This is a genomic window from Mesorhizobium sp. BR1-1-6, from assembly GCF_020165355.1.
In the GTDB taxonomy this organism is placed as follows: domain Bacteria; phylum Pseudomonadota; class Alphaproteobacteria; order Rhizobiales; family Rhizobiaceae; genus Mesorhizobium.
Window position 1 is genome coordinate 139,735 of record NZ_JAIUHZ010000008.1, and the last position, 17,347, is coordinate 157,081.

The 17,347-nt window shown below is 60.9% G+C and carries 13 protein-coding genes; 8 read left to right on the top strand and 5 right to left on the bottom strand.

The window, feature by feature from the left end; all coding sequences use genetic code 11:
• Positions 1-16: 16 nt before the first annotated feature.
• The 5 genes from LB545_RS17670 to tagH all read right to left on the bottom strand — a co-directional run bounded on the left by LB545_RS17670 (position 17) and on the right by tagH (position 9,846).
• Positions 17-2,443, bottom strand: a complete 2,427-nt coding sequence (locus LB545_RS17670; RefSeq protein WP_140498306.1) for a serine/threonine-protein kinase — start codon at positions 2,441-2,443, stop codon at positions 17-19.
• Positions 2,443-3,222, bottom strand: a complete 780-nt coding sequence (locus LB545_RS17675) for a PP2C family protein-serine/threonine phosphatase (protein ID WP_140498305.1) — start codon at positions 3,220-3,222, stop codon at positions 2,443-2,445. Before LB545_RS17675 ends, LB545_RS17670 begins: the two co-directional genes overlap by 1 nt.
• A gap of 158 nt (positions 3,223-3,380) precedes the next feature.
• The gene (gene tssM, locus LB545_RS17680; RefSeq protein WP_224705554.1) at positions 3,381-6,935 is read right to left on the bottom strand and encodes a type VI secretion system membrane subunit TssM; all 3,555 of its coding nucleotides are present in this window, start codon (positions 6,933-6,935) and stop codon (positions 3,381-3,383) included.
• Positions 6,936-6,957: 22 nt separating this feature from the next.
• Positions 6,958-8,463, bottom strand: coding sequence for a type VI secretion system protein TssL, long form (gene tssL, locus LB545_RS17685; protein WP_140818512.1), 1,506 nt, complete (start codon positions 8,461-8,463; stop codon positions 6,958-6,960).
• 333 nt (positions 8,464-8,796) lie between these two features.
• A complete protein-coding gene (tagH, locus tag LB545_RS17690) occupies positions 8,797-9,846 on the bottom strand; it encodes a type VI secretion system-associated FHA domain protein TagH (RefSeq protein WP_140685149.1) in 1,050 nt (349 codons plus the stop codon).
• Between the two features lie 275 nt (positions 9,847-10,121).
• On the opposite strand from tagH, the gene tssI reads away from it, so the two are divergent.
• From tssI to LB545_RS17735, 8 genes are all read left to right on the top strand, one after another.
• Positions 10,122-12,449 (top strand): type VI secretion system tip protein TssI/VgrG, encoded by a 2,328-nt coding sequence (tssI, locus tag LB545_RS17695; protein ID WP_140818516.1) that lies wholly within the window; start codon positions 10,122-10,124, stop codon positions 12,447-12,449.
• A gap of 7 nt (positions 12,450-12,456) precedes the next feature.
• Positions 12,457-12,882, top strand: coding sequence for a DUF6484 domain-containing protein (locus LB545_RS17700; RefSeq protein ID WP_140557457.1), 426 nt, complete (start codon positions 12,457-12,459; stop codon positions 12,880-12,882).
• Between the two features lie 10 nt (positions 12,883-12,892).
• Positions 12,893-14,056, top strand: coding sequence for a hypothetical protein (locus tag LB545_RS17705; RefSeq protein WP_140623904.1), 1,164 nt, complete (start codon positions 12,893-12,895; stop codon positions 14,054-14,056).
• Positions 14,057-14,476: 420 nt separating this feature from the next.
• Positions 14,477-15,031: an ImcF-related family protein gene (locus LB545_RS17715; protein ID WP_140557356.1), complete on the top strand. Its 555-nt coding sequence runs from the start codon at positions 14,477-14,479 to the stop codon at positions 15,029-15,031.
• Positions 15,028-15,549, top strand: a complete 522-nt coding sequence (tagF, locus tag LB545_RS17720) for a type VI secretion system-associated protein TagF (RefSeq protein ID WP_140557358.1) — start codon at positions 15,028-15,030, stop codon at positions 15,547-15,549. Before LB545_RS17715 ends, tagF begins: the two co-directional genes overlap by 4 nt.
• Positions 15,550-15,564: 15 nt before the next feature.
• Positions 15,565-16,404 (top strand): DUF4150 domain-containing protein, encoded by an 840-nt coding sequence (locus LB545_RS17725; protein ID WP_210241328.1) that lies wholly within the window; start codon positions 15,565-15,567, stop codon positions 16,402-16,404.
• 12 nt (positions 16,405-16,416) lie between these two features.
• Positions 16,417-16,851 carry a hypothetical protein gene (locus LB545_RS17730; RefSeq protein ID WP_140557361.1) on the top strand — a complete coding sequence of 145 codons (435 nt, stop codon included), beginning with the start codon at positions 16,417-16,419 and terminating at the stop codon, positions 16,849-16,851.
• A 1-nt stretch (position 16,852) separates the two neighbouring features.
• The gene (locus LB545_RS17735; protein ID WP_140557363.1) at positions 16,853-17,344 is read left to right on the top strand and encodes a hypothetical protein; all 492 of its coding nucleotides are present in this window, start codon (positions 16,853-16,855) and stop codon (positions 17,342-17,344) included.
• Positions 17,345-17,347 lie beyond the last annotated feature (3 nt).

Sequence of the window (17,347 nt, forward strand, 5' to 3'; positions counted from 1 at the left end):
CCATGCTAGGCCCACGCTATCCGCCGAGCCGGAAATACTTGGCAGTGGCTGAGAACCGAGATCCGTCGGTCTCGACTTCCTCGATGATTTTGGGCAACAGCGCCGAAGCCGGCGTGGGATCGGAGAAGGCAGCCGACTGAATGTCGCGAGGGCCCGTGATCACCAGTATTATCTGCGGCACGGACTTTCCAGCAGCCTTATCGGCCGCGCCGAGACCAATCGGGATCCTGAAGGTCGCCTTGTCCGACCCGGTGACGATGCGGTCGTCGAGATTGAACACCATTCCTTTGTGGTCGATCAGCAGAACGCTGGAGATGAGTCCTCTGCGCGTTACCAATGTACCGCTAATCGGCGTACCGTTCGGCACGGATGTTCGGTCGAGAACAAGCTGCGGCTGGTCGGCCGCGGTCTGTCCCAGAAAGCGCAGAAAATTGGTTACCTCGCATTGGCTTGGCTCAATGAGGCGGACGCTGATGTCTGGCTCGACATGGAATTTTGCCTGGAAATCGCCGAGCATGCGTTCGAATGGCTGGACGGCCGTGCCAAATCCTTCGATTGCGGCGGCCTTGTCGGTAGCAGATGTGACGGCGGCATAGAAACAGTCGCCGCCGCCGAAGGCGCGAACCCAGGCGACGCGTTGAGCGATATCGTCGACCGCCGGGGGGATCGCTGGTTTGGGCACGTTCAACGCTACAACGCGTTGGTTCGGCTGCTTGCCTGTCGGCAATGCAGAAATCTGGCTGTTGCCGTTGGCATCCACCGCTGGACCTGCATTCGATTTCAGTTCCGGGATTGGGGCGGCCGGCGGGCTGGCCCGTGGTTCGGGCTTTTTGGTCTCGACAACCTCCGTCTCAGCCGGCGGCGGAGTTTGGACCGTTTCGGCTTCTGGCGGGGTTGGAGCGGTCGTAGCGGGCGAAGTCGGCTTTTGCCTATCGCTGGCCGTCGTGTCGGGCTGGATTGCCGGCGATGCCCTTTCGGGCGGCGGCGCGTTCGTCGCGATTGGCTTCGGCGGCGCCTCGGTTCGTAGAGGTATGTCGACGGGCTTGGCCGACGGCAGTCTTTGAGCTGCCACAGCATGTGGCTTATCCTCGGCGGGCGGTGTGCCGGCCTGCGTTTCCGGCTGCGCCGGCGGAACAACCTTTGGCGGCTCGGGCGCGTTCGCTACATCCTGCGTAGCGGCGGGCTGTGACGTTTGGGGCGTGGGCTTTGCTGGCTCTGCCGCGGAAAGCGACGTCTTGCCGACAGTCGGCGTCGCGGGCGTCATGACGCCGCCCAGATAAAGGCCGCCTCCAGAGGCCACGGCTAGCGCCGCCAAGGCACAGAGCGCGATCGTTCGGGTCCTTGTGGATTTGCCAGGCACCTCGGCCATGGCCGTACGTGCAGCGCCGAGGGGGGGCGGGCGCGGCGGTCCAGACAAATGCGCGGGCCGCACATGCTGGACGAAGCGCGGCCTACCTGAACCCGTCGCGTCTGCGTCGTCGTGCCGCTCGACCTCATTCTTGCTGGCTGGAGCAGCGGCTTGCCCTATCGGCGGCAAACCCGGCCTAACGCGGGGTGTGAGGGAAGTCGGCGGGATTGTCTCCTCGTTGTCGTCACGTGTCATCCTGGCGATTTCGGCCATGCTGACGGGCCGGTCTCGCGGATCCGGTTGAAGCATGGCTTCGACAATGCCGCGAAAATCGTCATCGATATCGGAGAGATTAGGCACGGTCCGGCGCTTTTCGATGACTTCGAACTGCGAGCCGCTCATATCGACCGGCTTGCCGCGCAAGGCGGCAACCAATACCAGCCCAAGGCTGTAGATGTCGGACTGCTCTCTGACGTCGCCGCTGTAGAGCCCGAGTTGTTCGGGCGAAACATAGTTGTACTTTCCCGCGAACCTTCCGCCTATCAGGGTCTCTCCGCCCACCGTCGCCGAGCGTGCGATGCCGAAATCGATGATCTTCGCACGGTCAACCCGGTCCCCCGGCAGAATAATGTTATCCGGCGAGAGGTCGCGGTGTATTGCTCCGGCCTGGTGCACGGCGCTTAGACCGGAAGCGAGGCGATGGCACAGCTTTCGTACCTCTCCCGTCGGCATTGCCCCACGTCGCATGATGTCGAACAACGACGCTCCATCGACGAATTCCATGGCGAGGTAGGGACGACCGATCCCCGGATCGATCGTGAAGACGTGATAACGCACCACCGCGTCATGCGACAGGTGGTTCAGGATAGTTGCCTCTTTGCGAAACAGGGACAAGATCGTTTGGTCGCGCGCGAATTCCGGCAAAACGATCTTGATCGCAACGTGGTCGCCGGTCTGGATGTTGTGGCCCCGGTAGACTTCGCCCATGCCCCCGAATGCGATCCGCTCGTCAAGTTCGTAGATACCGCTCAGTTGCGTGCCCACGGCAGTGTTGGCCGCGCCTGGCGATATCCGCGTCTTGTCGTCGGCGCTCATCAGCCCCGCCCCCGCGCTTTGTACGCAGCTGGACGGGGCGACTGGCTATCGTATCCGCCCGCGACCCTGACAAGCACGATGGTCACATTGTCTGTTCCGCCACGCGCCAGAACCGTTTCCAGCAGGTTTTCACACGCCGACTGAGGTGTCGCGGACACTGTCGCAGCCTTGATCTCAGCATCAGTGACATGCGCCGTCAGGCCATCGGTGCTCAGCACAAAGATGTCCCCCGGCAGGATTTCACCTTGCTGGAAATCGATGACAATCTCGTCGCTGACGCCGACTGCCTGCGTAATGACATTGCGGCGCGGCCAGGTGAGCGCTTCGGCTTCGGTGAGCATGCCTTTATCGATGAGTTCCTGAACCTCAGTATGGTCCTTCGATATTTGCGAGATCGAGGCCTCGCGGATCAGATACACGCGGCTGTCACCAGCCCAGAGGCAGGCGAACCGCCCGTCTATGGCAAGCAGGGCGGCAAAAGTTGAGCCGATTGTTATCCCGCGAGACTGGGATATGCGGCGGATCTCGGCATTAGCCCTGCTCAGCCTGTCTTCGAAGCGCGCCCGAAGATCCGGTGCGGAGCTGGCAATCCCGATCGTTGCCAGATGATTGACGATACTGGCTGAAGCGACTTCTCCGGCGTCGTGACCACCCATCCCGTCGGCGACCAACCACAGGCCAGCCTGGGGCTCGACCAGGTAGTTGTCTTCATTGAGCTCCCGCACACAGCCTCTGTGGCTCACGCCGAAGCTTTCAATGGGAAGGGCGACATTGTTCAATTTGCCACCAAACGCTTCACCCAGCGTCCTCCGCGGCGCACCTTCGGGCGCGTTCGTGCCACTTTGCCACAGGCTCAAACATTAGAGTATCGAAAACTAAAATATGTGTGTGCCTGGTTTTGCGCTTCTGCGGCTTACTGCCCAGGATCATCTCAATCTCAGAACGCCTTGGGACAGGTGAACCCGGAAAGGGCAGGGAGCAGGAAGGGGTTGGTGCCGGACCCTGTCTGGATCGTGTAGGTGACGTCGCGCCCGCCGATCACGAAGCGGGCCTGCATGCTGCCCTCGTTGCCCGTGATAGCCGCCTTGCTCAGAAGCCGCGTCAAAGCCCACGGCCCTTCGAACGTGATGGCGGACTGGCGCCCTGGCATTTCTGGTGTCAGGCTGAGGCTCGCGGATGGGGTAGCCGTACCGGTCGGCCAAGTCACCGTGCTCGGCCCATTTCCGGTCTGGTTGCTCTGAACGGTCTGGCCATCGACATCAAGTACGGCCATGTCGGCATCGCCATGCAGCGAGAAGGGTGTAAAGGTGACGCTGACGGAGGGTACTGAAGCGCCCGATGGAAAAAAGGCAATGCGGATTTCCGCAGCCAACTGGAAGTCCTTCAAGGTCGATTTCGACAAGTTGCGTCCAAAGCGCGTATCCTGTTTCCAACGCCAGTCCTGGCCGGTCATGTTGATCAGCGAGGCCAGATTTTGTGCAAAGAACCGGTCCATCAGTCCGCCTGGGGCGAACAGCTTCGCGAAATCGGCCATGGCGACATCCTCGGTGCTGCTCCCGTCGAAGGGGTAACGGCCGTTGATCGCTGCCTCGCAGGGGGCTGTGACCGTCTGGTCGAGTATCTGGTTCAAGTTTGTCACCGAGGTTTCGGCGACGTTACCTTCGAACTCATCTGCCGTCGTGTTGACCATCCGGCCGAGTTGCTTGGGCAGACGCGAGACATTGGCGCGAAGGGTGGCAATCTGTAGCTGCAGATTACCGTTGAGCCGCTCCACCTGCGAAGGAACTTCGGTGGCCAGTCGCAGGCTTTGATAGATGTCGCTGAAGTTCTGGGTTAGTGCGTCGATCGGGCGATGTCCGGTGGGCCCGTTCACCAGGACCTGGAATGATTTGAATCGCGCTTCAATGTTCGCGCCCGGATTCAAGTTCTGTACGTCAGCGGGCTGTGCGCCGGCGCGGATTTGCGATTTGCCGTTGGCTATGTGTATGCCGATACGGGCTAAGCCCTTGGCTAATTCTGCGGCGCTGCGTTGCTGGTTTTGAGCCGCGGATTCTGTCTCGGCGCCAGGACCGTCACCTGGGTCCCGTGTCAGCGCCGTCTCGTTGGCGATCGCCGAAAACAGCCGCTTTATCGGCGAATTGGGGGAGGCAGCGGCTGAAAGCGCGGTATAGTGCGGCTTGTCTATCAGCATCGCCTTGAATTTCAACTGGTCGAGAACGCTGTTCCACGCGACGGCGAACGCCTTACCGTAGCGATCGAGAAGTTCGGGGCCGAGCCTGAGCAATTGCTGATCGATGTCGCCTTGCTCTCCGCCACCACCGAGAACCCACTGCTCGTCGACGAGCATCTGCGCAATGCGCGAGAGTTGGGCAAGGTAGAACCTGTTGAAGCCGGAACTGGTGTAGAGACCGGGAACACGAAGGTCCGCCAGCTCGCTGCCATCGATACGTTCGAACAGCAGTTGGGCTTCGGGACCACCTTGCTGGGAAACGGAGAAGTCATCCAGCGCCGCCGCGTAGATCGCCGACTTGATCAAAGCGGTCGCTCGATCGGCAAGGCTCATGCGCTCGAGAGAGCGTTGTGCGGCTTCAACAAGGGGCTGGTTCAGTTCGAAAACGGGGTCATAGGCGTCGTCCAAGGCGAGCATGGCGCGCAGGTGCTTTTCGAGGTGCGCTCGTCCCTCGCGGTTGTTTTCGCCCGGGTATCGGTTCTGTTCCCAATCCTGCTTCATCCAGGAAACGATCAGCGCGTCATCGACCTTCGGCGCCTTGCCACCAAGCATGAGGTAGATTTTCAACGGCTCGTAGAGTGCGGCGGGATCGCCCATCTTGGCTTGGATCGTTCGCTCGGCCTGGATCAGCAGGCGCGAGCGCAACATGCGTTCCAGGCCTTTCCGATAAGCGGTCCGGGACGCGGAAAGAAGTCTTTCCCGCTGACTGAGGCCGAACGTCTCCCCGATCGGTGTCGCTAACTCAGCGGCTTCGAACCCGGCCGGCAGGTCGCGCAACTGGTCGAGCGGGCCGATGACGTTTTCAAGGTCGACATCGGTAACCGTGGCCGCCTTGAGCAGCGTTTCCGCCGTCGCGCGATATTGGCCCATGGCAACAGTTGCGGACGCGATCAGCGAGCGGTTGGCCGCGAAGCTCAGAGCGAGCGTACCGAGTGCGGCAGCAGCGATCAGCGCTATCGTACCGAGGCCGCCAAATCTGGCCACCGCCGCCCGCCTCGCAGCTGATTTGTCATACGAAACCCATCCCGATTCGGCAAAAATGACGTCCGTCAGCAGATCATGCAAAAAGAAGCTTTTGCCGGTTCCGGAAAGATGCGGGCGGGAATTGCCCCCGAAATTGCGGCCGATTGCGCCCAGCACCTGATCGATGGGCGTTCCCTCTTGCGTGCCTGACGAAAAATAGAGTCCACGCAGGCTGGCGTTCACCTGGCTGCGGGACGGGTCGAATAGACCGGCGACAAAACTGGTTATGCGCCCCCTCAGCGCGCCGAACTGAGCCGGAAAGCCGAAGATGGAGATGCGCGTGACCGGATCAGCCTCTTCCTGGAGGCGGTCGGCCATCTCGTCCGCGAGTCGTTCCGCCAGCCCATCGAGTTCGGCAGGAGCCGCGGCGGCCATGTTCCTATCGCGCTCCGCCGTCTGGAATGTCGTGCCCCATACCTTGCGTCTGCGCGCCTCGTCGAAACCGCCGAAATAATCCGTGAACCCTGAAACCAGATCGGCCTTGGTGAAAAGCAGATAGACGGGAAACTGGATCTTCAGCGTCTCGTGAATTTCTCTCAGGCGGCTGCGTATCTCGACGATGTGGGCATCAAGCTGCTGATCATCGAAGCTCATTACATCGGCAAGGCTGATGGCCAGGATGACGCCGTTTATCGGTTGTCTGGTGCGGTACCTCTTGAGCAGTGACAGGAATGCGAGCCAGCTCTTCTTGTCAATCTCGGGATTGGAGTCCTGCGTCGTATAACGACCTGCGGTGTCGATCAGCACGGCCTGATCGGTAAACCACCAGTCGCAGGCACGTGTTCCGCCAACACCGGCCACCGGTTGGGCGTCCCCCGAACCGGCAAGCGGAAAATTCAGGCCTGAATTGACCAGAGCCGTTGTCTTGCCGGCACCCGGCGGGCCGATGACAACGTACCAGGGGATCTCATAGAGAAAGTTGCGCTTGCCGCTCGACCGTTTGAGCGCCGCCACGGCCTCATTCATCCGCGCTTCGAGCACCCGAGAATCGTCATCGCAGTCGTCATTGTGCGCAACGACGGCTTCGAGCGCTTTTTGCGCCTTCCTCGCTTTCCAGAAACGCAGCGCGTAAAAAAGCGCCAGCAGCGCGAGGATCACACCAATGATCGTCGCGCGCAGCCACCCAGGTCCGAGCGGCCGGATGTCGGCGAAGCGGATCAATGGCCCGCCAAACCACACTGCCGCGGCGAAGCCGGCCAGCGCGATCACGCTGAATATCCGCAACAGCCAACGCGTCATGGGTGGTTCCAGCGGGCCGTGCTCACAGTGTTTCCTCCCTGGGGATCATCACATCGACACGGCGGTTCTTGGCGCGGCCATCCGGTGTCGCATTGTCGGCGATTGGCTCGTCCTCGCCCTTGCCCTCGACCGTCAGTCGCGAGGGATCGCTGAATTTCACTGCCATCAACACTTCGACTGCCTTCGCCCGGGCGACGGAAAGGTCGAAGTTGGATTTGAACGCGCTCGACTTTCGTGGTTTCACATTGTCCGTGTGGCCGACGATCCGGATTGGTCCAGGCTCGTGTTCCAGAGCCGCGGCGATGTCGGTGGCAATGGGCTGGAATTCCGGCCTCGCCTCGGCCCTGCCGGACTGGAACAGCAGGAGATTGTTGATCTCCACGACGATGAAGTCGCCCTTGGTGCCGATGGTCAGCCCGCCGCCTTCGAGATCCTTGGCCAATGCCGCACGAATACGATCAATCTGCGCGGTGGCCGCTGGTGGGGTGACTTTCGCCGGCTCAGCCAACGGCGCCACGCCGGCGCGTTCTATGACGACTGGTGTTAATGGGTCGAGCGCCAGCAATTCACCCGCGACCGCCTCACCTTCATTGGTGATGAAGACCCGCAACGCGAAGAACGTCGCTGTCAGCAACGCGGTCGCCGCTGCCGCGACGACCCAAAGCGGCAGGGGGGCGGAGGACTGCGCCATCGCCGCCGCTAGGCCCTGCCAATGCGGCGAGATGTCTCCACCGGAACGCGGCCTGAAATAGCGAAGCGTCTCGTAAACGTCGCGACGAACGCGTTCGAGATTGTTGTCTTGTCGCGTCACGCCTCGATACTGGCCTTCGAAACCCAGCGACAGGCAGGCATGCATCAGTTCGAGCAGATCGTAGTGTTTTTCGGGACTGGCCAGGATCTTGTTCAGCGCTTCGTAGAAGCCGGTGCCGGTGGGCTCGAGGTGAAAGAATTGCCGCAGCATCCCGTGTGGCGCCCAGGCGTCATTCCTGGGCCAGGGCAGGTTACCGATGAGATCGTCGGCGGTTTCGCAGAGGGCGAATTTCGCAATCCGGGCATCCTCTTCGGCAACGCCTGACTTCTCAACTATCCGGTCGAATTTCTCAATCGCCTCGGTGATATGTTGCGCCAATGGCGCCGCCTGTCTTTCAACGGGCAAGAGCCTGAGCTGTCCGAGCAGCATCAGCAAAGGTGCCGCCGCGGCGAGAATGGGGTTTGCCGCGGCGTATTTGATGCCGCTCCCGGCGTTGAATAGGCTTTCCTGCTCGATGCCTGTCCTCGGCGCAGTCCCAGCAGAGCCTGTCGGCGCACCAACATCGCCGGGGCCACCTTGATAAATCATGGTTCCGGATGCCCAGCCTGGCGACCGCCCGCCGCCTGGATCGAACACCGTCGAATCCTTGATTGGAGAGGACTGGCCTCTGTCCGCGACGGGCAGCTCGGGAATTAGCGTCGATTTTTGCTTGCTCCGCGGATTTGCGCGAATGACCGTCTTGCCCGCCGGGCCGAAGGGGTCGTCCTTCGAACTCATCGCAGATCGTCCGTGCAGGCGGGGCGCCGGCGATGGGGTGAGATGGGCGCAGAACGGTTTCCGGCCAGGTAAAGGAAAGGCAGCCGCTGCCGGCCGTGGCAATGGCTAGAAGATGCTATCACGCAGTGACATGACATTTGCCGCAGACCCTCAGCTCAATGAGTCTTACCCGCTTGGCGAACTGTCTTATGCGATCGTAATCTCAGAAATCGTCGATTGGAACCGGACGCCGGGCGTCAGCGAGACTTTTCTTCGCCGACTGCCGTGCCATGCATTTTTGGCCATATGCTTTTTGGCCATACGTTTCCCGGGGCCGTGCCTTCCTGGGACCTCCTATTTCTGCTTGCCGGCCTTGGCGTAGGCCTCGCTGAAATAGGCCAGGAATATATCAAGCATGCCGTTTTCATGTGCCTCCTCCATGGTCCGCCATGTCGCGACATAGACGTCCCAGGCTTGGCTCTTCTTCTTCGTAAACGAGGTAGGCGGGAGTTTCCTGCCGATCGCCTCGGGCGACAGGTCGTCAAGCAGCCGGGAGAGCGCGGTTTGCATCGCGGTATAAGTGGCAAACTCGTGAGTCTTGAGATCGCGGAATGCATCTTCGATGCTGCGCCTGGCATCAAGATAGCCGGTCCTGCGCCGGGCGAACATGATTTCCAGGATGTCGTCGGTTCCTGGAACGAACTTCATCGGATTGTTGTCGGCGGCGCTGATCATCGTTCGCTGTGTGCTTTTGGCCAACATTTTCGCGGCCGCGCGTGCTTTCAGCAGCAGGGTCAGCTCCTCGACCACGTCCCGCAAGACCGCGCCGATTTCGGCGGCAACCTCATGGGGGTCGCGCGATTGAAGCAATTCCGGCGAAATGCCGGCTGCGATCGCGATCTCCCGCAGCACCTCATCCCTGGTTGAGGGCAGGGCAGGCGACGAGAATGTCGGCGCGGAAATGCGCTGTGCGGACCGTTGCTGCGCGGGCTCGAAGAAAGGCCCATCTCCGAATTCCAGCGGCCGGCCTGTCGCGACCGGCGTTTCCCGCTGTGTCGAATCGCGGCTGGGGTGGTCTGCCGTGGCGCGCTCTTCTTCGACCGATACCAAGACGACATAGCGGCCGATCAGCATCCGGTCGCCATCGACCAACCGATGCGGGCCGCTCATGCGCTGGCTCGATCCATTGATGAAGGTCCCGTTGCGCGAGATGTCGTGCAGCCAGAACGCGCCCGCCTCGTATCGAACCTCGCAGTGCCGACCCGAGATGAACTTGTCGGGGTCGGGCAAGGTCCAGTCACAAGCATCGCGCCCGATTTCGAAGCCGCTATCACGCGCCACGTAGCTGGTCGAGGTGCCAGCGAGCAGGGCGTCGACATTGTTGATCCGCAGACTGATGTACATCCAAGATCGCCGTCGATCGTTGATCGATACTCCAACATTCTAGCAGCTTGCAGGCAAAACAGGACAGCGGCGTTTCAAGCCGACGAGTCGACGGATAAGATTCTGTCGCCCGCCTGTCCTCTTTGGTCAGCGGGAAAACATGTGGTAGGCTAAACATGGCCTGGCGTGGCGGATTTGGAAAGTTCCTGAACGTAACACCGCTAATGACACCGTTGATATAGCGGGAACTTCAAATCCATCACATTGGCGGCCGCGTCCAGGAGGGGGCTCGACCCATGCCGAATGAACGTGCCACCGTTGTCCGCACACCGGTTGGCTCCGACTTGCTGACCTTCACGCATCTTGTCGGACGCGATGAGATCAGCCGTTGCTTTGCCTACACGGTCGGGTTCGTGAGCACAGACTCCGATATCGACCCGTTGAAGATGCTGGGCGGGCCTGTCTCGATCGAAGGTGAATCCGATCCAAAGCGCTGGCTCAGTGGAATCGTGTCGGAGTTTCGGCTCACCCGCATGGAGGACCGGCTAGCCTACTACGAGGCCGTCATGAGGCCGTGGCTCTGGTTTCTCGGCAACACCACAGATTGCTATATTTTCCAGAACAAGAGCGTCGTCGACATCGTCAAGGATGTCTTCAAGAAATACGGCATCTCCGAATTCGATCTACGCCTGCAAGGGTCCTATCCGGCGCGTGAATATTGCGTGCAATACGACGAGACCGATCTGGACTTTGTGCAGCGGCTGCTGGAGCACGAAGGTATCTTCTATTTCTTCGAGCACGATGACGGCAAGCATACGCTTGTCCTGGCTGACGCGATGAGCAAGCTGAAGCCTGCGCCGGGCTACGAGAAAGTGCTCTATAACTTTGAAGGTCAGGGCTCCCGGCGCGACGTCGAATACATCACCGAATGGATACCGGGCAGCTCGGTGCGCCCAGGCGCCTATGCCCACACCGATTATGATTTCAAGAAGCCGGGCGCCGACCTTATGGCCAAGTCGGCCCAGCCGTTCAGTCACAAATTGTCCGCGGGTGAGAACTACCGCCAGCCGGGCGCGCATCTCGAAGTAAGCCGGGGCGACAGCTTGGCTTCGATCCGGCGCGAGGAGATCCAGGCCTTGCACCAGCGCATCGCCGCGGCCGGCACCGTGCGCGGCTTGTATTCCGGCTGCACGTTCAAGCTGGACGGTTTTCCGCGCGAAGACCAGAACCAGGAATATCTGGTGGTCAGCGCCGAATACAGGCTGTTTGACCCCGGCTATAGAGCCCAGGCCGACGTCGAAAGCGAGAGTTTCAAAGTGGTCCTCGGTGTGGCGCCGACAGCCTTGCCCTATCGCCCGCCGCGGACCACGCCACGACCGATCATGCGCGGCCCGCAGACGGCGACGGTGGTCGGTCCATCCGGCGAGGAGATATTCACCGACAAATATGCGCGGGTGAAGGTCCAGTTTCATTGGGACCGCGTCGGCAAGAAGGACCAGAACAGTTCCTGTTTCGTACGGGTGTCGCAGAGTTGGGCCGGCAGTGGCTGGGGGTTCATCCAGATACCGCGCATCGGCCAGGAGGTCATCGTCGACTTCATCGAAGGCGACCCGGACCTGCCGATCATCACCGGCCGGGTCTACAATGCCTCGCAGATGCCGCCCTACGGCCTGCCTGGCAACGCCACACAATCGGGCTGGAAGTCGGATTCTTCCAAAGGCGGTGGCGGCTACAACGAACTGATGTTCGAGGATAAGGCCGGCTCCGAACTGGTCAATTTCCAGGCGCAGAAGGATCACAACCTTCTGATCAAGCATGACCGCACAAAGCTGGTCCAGCACGATCAGTCCGACCGCATTGACCACGACGCCAAACACTCCGTCGGCCACAACCTCGACGAGGACGTCGGCAACAACAAGACGGTCAAGATCGGCGTCGACCAGACCACCAACATCGGCTCGAACGATACCGAAACGGTGGGCGCCAACCGTTCGCTGACGGTCATGGCCAACGAGGCCATCCATATCGTGTCGAACTCGACGGAGAACATCGACGCCAATCATTCTCAGACCGTGGGGATTGTCCAGACCGTTACCGTGAAGGCGGCGCGTTTCGACACCGTCGGCGCCGCGGAGACCCGCTCTGTCGGCGGGGCACAGATGAACACCATCGGTGTTACACGGTCGGTCACTGTCGGCGCGGCGCAGAGCCACGATATCGGCGCGTCGGATAGCTGGGACATCGCGGCGGCGCAGAGCGTCAATGTTGGCGCCGACCAGAGTTTCGCTGTTGGCGGCGCACAGTCTTCCCAGATAGGCAAGGCACGAGCAGCCAAGATCGGCGCAGATGATGCCACTGACATCGGTGGAGCGCATGCCCTCAAGGTCGGCAAGGGCAGCGGTATCGAGATTGCCGAAGACAGTTTGATCAAGGTGGGCAAGAATTTGGTGATCGAAGCCGGCGACTCCATCACGCTCAAATGCGGCGACGCGTCGATCACGATGAAAAAGGACGGTACTATTGTTGCCGACGGCAAGGACATTACGATCAAGGGCAGTGGCAAGATCAACATTAAGGCCGGTGGCGACGTGGTCGTCAAAGGAAGCAACATCCACAACAATTGAGGGCATCATCATGCAAGTGCTGGATCGTATCGACGGCGTCGTGATCGGCCTGCTGATTGGTTTCGCAGACGGGGCGCCGCTAGTTGTCTTCGTTGGCAATCCACGTGAGACAGCAATTGCGGCGCGCAGTCTGACCGAGCTGGACACTTCGTCGATCGGGTCGGAACTGGCGTTGCTTTTTGAAGGTGGCGACCCGATGCGGCCGCTGGTCGTCGGACGTATCGTCGATCCAGCTCACAAGGAGAGGAAACTGTCAGTTGTCCGCGAAGGCGACCGTGTCGTCATCAGCGGAGAAGAACGGATAGAACTGCGCTGCGGCCTGGCATCGATTATCCTAGAGAAGGATGGGCGCATCACAATTCGCGGCAACCAACTGACGAGCCACGCAAGCGGCACCAACCGCATCCGTGGCGGAGCCATCCATCTCAACTGAGGCGTTCACGATGCAGCGGATCGCGTCTATCGCTGCCATGGTGGACCAGCACGCCAGCGACGCGGCTTTCCTCTGGTCCCGTCGACGACGTGAAATCGATGGTCCGATCCTGGGCGAAACCGATATCGGCCGTATCGACCAGCGCCTGAATGCAAATCTCGAAGGGCTAATGGCTTCCGGAAAGGCCGGCTGGGAGGCGGCTCAGGCGCATTTCGCCGACTACGCCGAGCCCGGCGAGCTTTTCGTGCTCTGCGTGCTGGCGTTGCATTGGGGCGAGGCCGAAACAGTTACCTCGGTGGTCGACGCCGCGGGAACGCTGGGCGAGGATGGCGCGTCGGGCCTGTCCGGCGCGATAGCGCGTACGCCGCGCGAAAATCTGAGTTCGTTCGTGGCGGAATGGCTGGACGCGCGCGATGCGCGGCTGCGCGGCCTCGGCCTCGCGGCACTCTGGCATCATCGCGTCGATCCCGGTACCCGCCTTGGCGATTTGCTGGGCGATCCGGACTCGAATATTCGCAGGCGTGCATTTCGGCTTGCCGGCGGGCTCAAGCGGCGCGACGTCCTTCTGACGGTGCTGGACGGACTCGACGGCCACACGTCGAAGGAACGCCTGATCGCCGCACTTGCGGCTTGCCTTCTTGGTCAAGCGCGCTTGGCTCACCCGGTGCTTGACCAGATCGTACTGGCAGAGCCGGCCCTCGCGCCTGCAGCGATCGAGATGCGCCTTTTGACGACGCCCCTGAAGGCCGGCAAGGGCTGGCTGCAGGACCGTCTGAAGCAGCCTGCCTTGCGCGCCACTGCGACAGCGGCAATCGGCCTCTTTGGCGACCGGTCGGTCATGCCGTGGCTGATCGCCAAGATGCGTGAGCCAGAGCTTGTCTTCGCCGCCGGGCTGGCGTTGCGCGATCTGTTCGAGGTAGATCTCAATGATACCGACCTGTTCACGACAGACGCGGCCGCGCTCGGCAAGGAATTTGAATCCCTGACCGCCAGCCCGCTTCCGGTCGCCGATCGCGTGTCCGCGTGGTGGGACGGGGGACGCGGCGGGAGCAATCACGAGACCTTCCATTCGATGCGCAGGCTTCGGCTGGACGCAATACGCGCCGCACTCGCCAATCCGGATACACCCCTAATCGATTGGCGCCGGACGCGCCGGTTCCCGGCCTGGATGTGAACGAACAACGCGCGAGTTCAGCGGTCGGCCCCAGGGCATAGTCGTTCACAAAACGTCAGCCGCCACCATCAGCGCCATCGCCCCTTCGGTAGCGCCGTTGCCGGTGGTCTTCTGCTTGATCCCGTGGCGCTTGGCAGCGCCCTCAGCCTCTCTTGACCGTGCTGTATCGCTCGACAGGCCGCCTCTGTCGTCGAGGCGCTCCCAGGCAGAATGTGGCCCATAGCGCTTCCTTTGACTAAGGATGCACCATCAAAGCCTGGGATCAAAAATATAGCTGTTCGTTCAGGCGCATAGAGGATGGTCCTCCTCGGGTATGCAGGGGAGCAAGTGATGGCACCTCCTGGAACAATAATTCACCTTTCGCGCCAAAAATTTGTTATTATTGTTATGATATAGGCCCTCTGGGCGGTGTTGGGGGACATGACCGACTCTTTTCCATTGGTGCGCGCTGCGGAAGCCGAGGATTTGGCGGCGCTGGATCACGCGGTCTTTGCCGGCGGCTGTTTCGACAACGCCAAGACCTCGGCCGCCGCGTTGTCGAAAGATATACTGAAGCTCTATTACGCGCAGTGGGACAGTTTCCTGCCCGACGTCAAGCTGGCCCGGTTGACCGCCCTTTCGGCTCATAGGGAAAACCTCAAGGATCTGTTGAGCGCAGACTCCGCCCTCACGTGGTTGGTGACGGCAATCGTGTGCAAAACCGAACTGATGCGCTGCAATGACGAACCAGCGCCCGCTTGCGACAACAAGGCCGTCGACGGCTCGCCGGTTATGATGGTGAGCGACACGGGCAGTTGGGCGTGGCTGCGAATGCTGCGGACGGCGCGGTTCACCGCGACATCACTCGCGGATGTCTACAGCCTGCGGGTAGGGGCAGTAGGCTATTACGGGGACTTGACGCTCAAGGCGTCAAGTATCGACTACCCCTACAATTTGCAAATGTTCAAGAAGTTCTCCTGTCCGGCGCAGATATGACGACAGGTTTTTTCGGCAAGATCCCCTCGACAGGTGACTTTATCACCTGGAATTTGCCGCGCGTCCTCACCGACCGCTGGGACCGCTGGATGTCGATTGAACTGCGTGACAGGCCCGATACGGGCGAGCTCAATCCGCGCATATGGCGCTTCTCGGTCCGTGCGGGCATCTTTGGCGACCAGCCAAATGCGGGCGTCTGGCGCATGAGCGAAGACAGGGCCGGCCGGCGCTATCCGTTTGCGATCGTTCGACTCGGCCCACCGCCGGAGGCTACCGACCGATGGTTTGATGAAATGGCGCGGCTGATCGCGGGATGCGTCGACGATTTCTGGCCGCCGTCGCGGCTACAGCAGCGCATCGTGGAACTGCCGCCGCCGGGCTATGGCGCGTCGCCGGAACGCATAGCCTTCTGGACGGACGACTGGGAAGTGAGGGAACTGGCTTTTGCCGACATCTACGACCTCGCCGACAATGGTCTGATTGCCATGCGTCAGGCGTCCACGCCAGCCGAGGCCTAAGGCATGCCCTGCACGGTGTTCGCGGAAAACATGGGGTGGTTCCACAAGGGCAGCAACGGCCAGGCGATCGCGCCGGGTGACGTCTGCTTGACGCCGCCCCCGCCACCCGCGGGGCCGGTTCCGGTGCCTTATGTCAACATGGCGTTCGCCAAGGACCTGATCAAGGGAAGCAAGAGCGTCAAAGCGGATGGCGGCAATCCGACGGCACTGGAAAACGTTTCCGAGTGCTCGATGTCCACCGGCAATGAACCGGCGACGCCAGGTCTCGGCGCGGGCGTGGTGACGCACAAGATCAAGGGCAAGGCCAGTTTCACATTGTGGTCGTTCACGGTGAAGGTAGAAGGCAAGGGCGTTTGCCGGCACGGCGATCCTGTGCTGCAGAACACCATGTGCACTCCGCCGAATTGCACGACCCTTGGCGCATTAACGACGCTCAGGGCCGAGTTGGGTGACCTGTACAACACGCCTTGCCCGAAGAACAAACCCTATAGTCAGGCCTGCCGGCCGGGCCGCTCGGCCGAGCAGCGCGACGCGGTCAATGGCAAGCCTTGCTGGGAATGCAAGGGCAAGAGGGCAACCGGCACCGCCCCATTCCATCGGGAAAAGAGGGGGAGGAGGAAGAGCAAGAAGCAATGGACCAAGAATGAGGACGGCTCATGGGAAAAGAAGGAGTATCGCACCCACGACCACCAGCCCCCGCTGAACGAGGCATGGGACAAGGGCGGCTGCCATCTCGGAGTGGAAAAATTCAAGGAGATGATGCGCAAGGCGAAGTTCGCCCGACCGCATTGTGAAGAGCACTACATGAGCCAGGGCTCGAAGGTTAAGGCGAAGGTAGCCAGGAGCAGGAGATGAGAGGCACAATCGATGAACGCGCGATACGACGATCTCCAGGCTGAATATGTCGCCGATCTCCGCAAGATTGTGCCGCCCGTGATGACCTGGTGGAGGGAACGCGCTGGGCGCGGTCCTGAAAAAATGCAGGACGCAAAATCCCTCAACGCGTTCGAACAACGATGGCCGATGGGTCCCGTTGCTCATCCCAGAGTGCTTGAGGTCGTCCGGATCTATTACCTGCGCATCCTCGAACTGAACCGCGAGAACGAAACAAACAAGCAGCCGGACGCTGCGCCGGAGGAGGGCGATTGGGGGTCCGATGACGACTCAGATGACGTCGACTTTGCGCTCCCGGTCGATTTGCTGGTCAACGACCTCAAGACCGCGGCTCCTGATCTCTTTGAGATCATGAGCTTTCTCGTCTTCGTTCCGGTCGGCCTGTCTCCAGGCGGGGAGTATTGCTGACATGGCGTTCAAGGTCGTCCACAACATCGAAAAAGGCGTAAGGCAGCTTTTGAACGCGCCCAACGATCTCGCGGGCCAGGTGCCGGACCAGGGCAAAGCCAAGCCGATTGCCGAAGCGACCGAGCAGCACAGGGAAATGTACGCAGAGTACATCGCCAACTTCGAGGTTGCGTACAAGGTTGCGGACAACTGGTGGCAGGGCAACGTACAGGCTTTGGTTGAGGAGGGTTATGACCACGACGAGGCGGTTGACCTGGCATTCGACAAGCGTCTGGCCGGTCCAGCATCGGCGCCCGAAGTCGTCTGGTTCTTTCGCAACTACTGGCTCGAATTCGACGAGGTCAACCGCTCGTTGCCCGCGGCCGATCGCGTACCCCCGCAGGTCGCGATGCTGCAATGGCTGGTCGAGGAAAAGCACGAGGATTATGTGCAATTGATAACGTGTATGCCGTACTGGCCGATCGGTCTTGACGAGAACGGCAACTGGACGTGACCC